The 4,124-nt window shown below is 66.2% G+C and carries 4 protein-coding genes; all 4 read left to right on the top strand.

The genetic code is table 11. The features are described from left to right. The coding region (locus tag FJZ36_18275) for an adenylosuccinate lyase (protein ID MBM3216846.1) at positions 1-884 on the top strand (884 nt) is incomplete at its 5' end. Then, on the top strand, positions 775-1,605 hold the full coding sequence (locus FJZ36_18270) for a type 1 glutamine amidotransferase (GenBank protein MBM3216845.1): 831 nt from the start codon (positions 775-777) through the stop codon (positions 1,603-1,605). The genes FJZ36_18275 and FJZ36_18270, both read left to right, overlap by 110 nt. Continuing rightward, positions 1,606-2,322, top strand: a complete 717-nt coding sequence (locus tag FJZ36_18265) for a DUF92 domain-containing protein (protein MBM3216844.1) — start codon at positions 1,606-1,608, stop codon at positions 2,320-2,322. It abuts the gene before it with no gap. A gap of 14 nt (positions 2,323-2,336) precedes the next feature. After that, positions 2,337-4,046: a hypothetical protein gene (locus FJZ36_18260; GenBank protein ID MBM3216843.1), complete on the top strand. Its 1,710-nt coding sequence runs from the start codon at positions 2,337-2,339 to the stop codon at positions 4,044-4,046. Positions 4,047-4,124 lie beyond the last annotated feature (78 nt).

Raw genomic sequence — 4,124 nt, 5'->3', positions numbered from 1 at the left:
CGCACCTGCCGTTCCGAGGCGTCAAGGGAACGACGGGAACCCAAGCCAGCTTCGTCGAGCTGTTCGAAGGCGATCACGACCGCATCCGTCGGCTCGACCGTCTCGTGGCAGAGAAGATGGGCTTCGGCGCGGTCTTTGCCGTTACGGGTCAGACCTACTCGCGCAAGGTGGATTCCCAGGTCGCCAACGTCCTCGCCGGCATCGCGCAGTCGGCGCACAAGTTCAGCAACGACATCCGCCTACTCCAGAACATGAAAGAGATCGAGGAGCCCATCGAGGACGCTCAGGTCGGTTCGTCCGCGATGCCCTACAAGCAGAACCCGATGCGCTCCGAGCGGATCGCCTCGCTGTCGCGCTACACCATCACTGCGGCGCAGAGCCCGTACTTCACGGCGGCGACGCAGTGGTTCGAGCGGACGCTCGACGACTCCGCAAACAAGCGGATCACCGTTCCTGAGATGTTCCTGGCGACCGACGGAATCCTGACGCTCATGCTGAACGTGGCTCGCGGGCTTGTCGTCCACGAACGCGTCATCGAACGCCATCTGGTCGCCGAGCTCCCCTTCATGGCGACCGAGAACATCCTGATGGAAGCCGTCAAGAACGGCGGAGATCGTCAGGAGCTCCACGAGCGCATACGGCGGCACTCCCGAGCGGCTGGAGCCCGCGTCAAAGACGGCGACGGCGTCAACGACTTGTTGGGGCGAATCGCGGGAGACGAGGCGTTCCGACTGAACGCGGCAGACCTCGAACGGGCTTTGGATCCGTCTCGGTATGTCGGGCGCGCGCCTTCCCAGGTCGATGACTTCCTGGCAGGCGAGGTGGATCCCATCATCGACGCCCACCGAGACCTGCTGGGAGCCGACGCCGAACTCCGCGTCTGAGGGGAACCGCGCCATGCTGCCGCGCATCGCCGTTGTCCAGAACAGCATCGAGGGGCTTGGGACCTTCGAGCCCGTACTGTCGGCGGCTGCCCGGCTCGTCGTGTCGCGCGCCGATCTCGGCTCGCCGCTTCCGTCCATCGACGAGTTCGACGGCTTGATCGTCCTCGGCGGACCAGCCAGCGTCTACGACGACACACAGCCCATCCGCGACCAGATCGGTCTGATCCGCCGCGTCCTTGCCGCCGGAAAGCCGTATCTGGGCGTCTGCCTCGGCGCGCAACTCCTCGCACAGGCGGCGCGAGCGCGCGTCTACCCTGGCGAGGCGGAACACGGCGTCTGCTCCGTGAAGGCAACCGACGCGTGCGTCTCCGATCCCTTGCTCAATTCCGTCTCGCCGGGGTCCGACCTGCTCGTGTTCCAGTGGCATGGCGACACGTTCGACCTGCCAACCGGAGCGACGCTCCTGGCCACCGGCGACGCCTGTGTCCATCAGGCTTTCCGCATCGGACGCGCGTGGGGTGTGCAGTTCCACGTCGAGGCAGACGTTGCCGCTCTGCGGCACTGGCTGGAAGGGCCCGAACGCTCCGGTTACGACATCGACTGCGCTCGCCATCGCCTCGATCCAGCCGAGCTCTACTCACGGCTGGCAGCGGTCGAGGACGATCTGCGACCGGTGACGGAGTCGATGGCGCGAGGCTTCCTCGCCGAAGTGAGCCGCTAGGTGGGCGCGTGGCTCCAGTGGGGAACCGGCCTGGTTGTCAGCGGCGCGTTCGGAACGGCAGCGTATCGACTCGGAACCATCGACCGACGCGGCCTGGTCGCCGGAATCGCCGTCGGTTGGGCAATCTACGGAGGATTGGGGCCCTCAGCGTTCGGTCTTCTGGCGATGTTCTTCGTGTTGGGCTCAAGCGCCACCCGGATCGGGAAGGCGCAGAAGGACTCTCTCGGCGTCGCCCAGTCCTCGAAGGGCGCGCGGACGGTGCGGCATGTGCTGCCCAACGGCGGAGTCGCAGCGCTCTGCGCCCTCGTCGCGGCGCTCTCTCCCGAAGCGGGCCCGGTCTGGGCGGCGGCGTTCTGCGGCTCCCTTGCAGCGGCGACGGCTGACACGCTGTCGAGCGAGATTGGCCAGGCGTTCGGCGGCGAGCCCCGGCGGCTCCCCACGTTTCGGCACGCGAAGGTCGGCGAGGACGGCGGCGTGACGCTCGTCGGGACAGCAGCAGGGGCAGTCGGGGCACTCGTTATAGCGGCAGTTGCCGCGCTGGTGGGACTCACGCCGAGCGTAGGAGCCGTGGCAGCCGCCGGCATCGCTGGGAATGTCGCTGATAGCCTGATCGGCGGAACCTTCGAGCGGCGCGGCTGGGTCAATAACGCCGTCGTGAACCTGATCTGCACGAGCGTTGGCGCTGCCGTTGCTGCCGTTCTCGGCGACGGAGCGTGAGACGAAGGGCGACGATGAACCGCCGCACGTTTCTCACGACCTCTTGCCTCGCGACCAGTTGCCTCATTCCCGCCGTGGCGCGGATCGCTCGCGGCGACGCGGAGACGACTACGATGGACAACCGATCACAGGCGATGGCGCGCATCGTGAGGTTCAAGGCCGCGGCGTCGGCGCATTGGACGCTCCGCGATGGGCAACTGACTGTCGAGTTCTGGTGGGTCGAGCTTGAGTCCGAGGTTCTGCTGCTCTGGCAGCCGACGGACCTCGGCGGACCCTACCCTGGCGGCTGGCTGTCGCTCGACGCGCTGCGTCTCACGCTGGCTTCCGAACCTGGCAAGACCGTCGAGTGGGATGTCGCCCCCAGTCATCCTGTTCGCGGCTTTCGCGTGACGGGCATCGATGCCTACCAGAAGGCGCGCGGCTTCCCGATGTCGGAGATTCCGTGGACGCTGAGACGACCCATCCACGCCGGCACGTACCGTGTGGCCGCCGGGTACGACACGACGGATCACGCGAGCGGCGAGTCGCTGCGCGGCTCATGTCCACTGGGAACCGTGTCCGTCTCGCGCGATCTGCTCAAGCCCAGCCGCAGACCGATGAACGAGCTCGCCATCTCCGAACCGGACCGAGTGAGGAACGCCCTCCCTGCCGTGCAGCCCGAGCCATCTCCCGCCATTGAGCTCTTCGCCGACTCGTTCGCAGGAGTCTGCGACCATCTGCGCGACTGGCGCTGTGACCCGTACAACACGGAGCACCGGCCGGGAATCGAGCTCGACCCAACCGCCTACGTCGAGAACTCGCGCGGATTCGGGATGCTTCTGCCGGGGCTGTCCTACGCATACCTGGCTACGGGCATCGACACCTACGGGGCGGCGGCGACCTATTGCTGCCGGAAGGTCGTCGACAACCTGTGGAGCACGCGGTGGGGCGGGCTCACGGGAGACACCTGGCTGTTCCACGAGGAATGCGTGCTCCTGCATGATTCGATGAACGTCCAGGGCGTCCTCGACTACGCACACGTAGCTGACAACCGCGACCTGGCTGCTCCCTGCTACGAGCTCCTGCGCCATTGGCCGCTCGACGGCGATCCGCGACTGCCCAAGAACGAGATCAACTCGTCCGGCGAGGAGGTCCACCCGTCGTTCGTTTACAACCAGGTCTTGGGCGGCGTGAAGGCGCTCTACACAGTCGGCAGCCTGTTCGCCGACGACGAGATGATGGGCGTCGCCTGGGACGCGTTCCACCGTAGTCTGCTTCCGGCGTTCACGGCAGACGGCTACTGGAACTACAACCGTGGCGGCGGTTTGTCCAAGCACTACGACCTGCTGCTGAAGAACTACGTCGGGCAACTTCTCTGGTATCCGGCATGGCGGAGCGATCCAGCGTTTCTGGACTGCGCGCGTCGCGGCGCGGACTTCTGCCTCGCCGAGGTCGCCGAAGAGGTCGGCGACGAGCTCATCTGGACGGGCGAGTACACCCACGAGAATACGCTGATGCTCGCCCTCGGTAAGGCGGCGATGGCGACGGAGCTGCTCGCCCCGCTCGCTGTGTTCGTCGACGCTGACCAGTACGGCACGCCGTTGCGCAAGACGATCCGAACCATCCGTAACCGACGCGACGATCCCACGATCCGAGGGTTCTGGAGCAGCGCCTGGGCGCAGTTCAGCATCGTCGCCCCTCTAGCTCGGATCGCCCGCCTGGGAGCCGCAGACTACTTCGCCTAGAGCGTGTTATGCACTTTGTGGAACCCGCGCGACAAACCGTTTGAGCCTCAGGATGGCGAACGCGAGGAAATGAAGACT

It is taken from the genome of Candidatus Poribacteria bacterium, assembly GCA_016866785.1.
Taxonomy (GTDB): Bacteria; Poribacteria; WGA-4E.
Note: the sequence above shows the minus strand (reverse complement) of the source record. Positions and strands in the feature narration are given on the sequence as shown.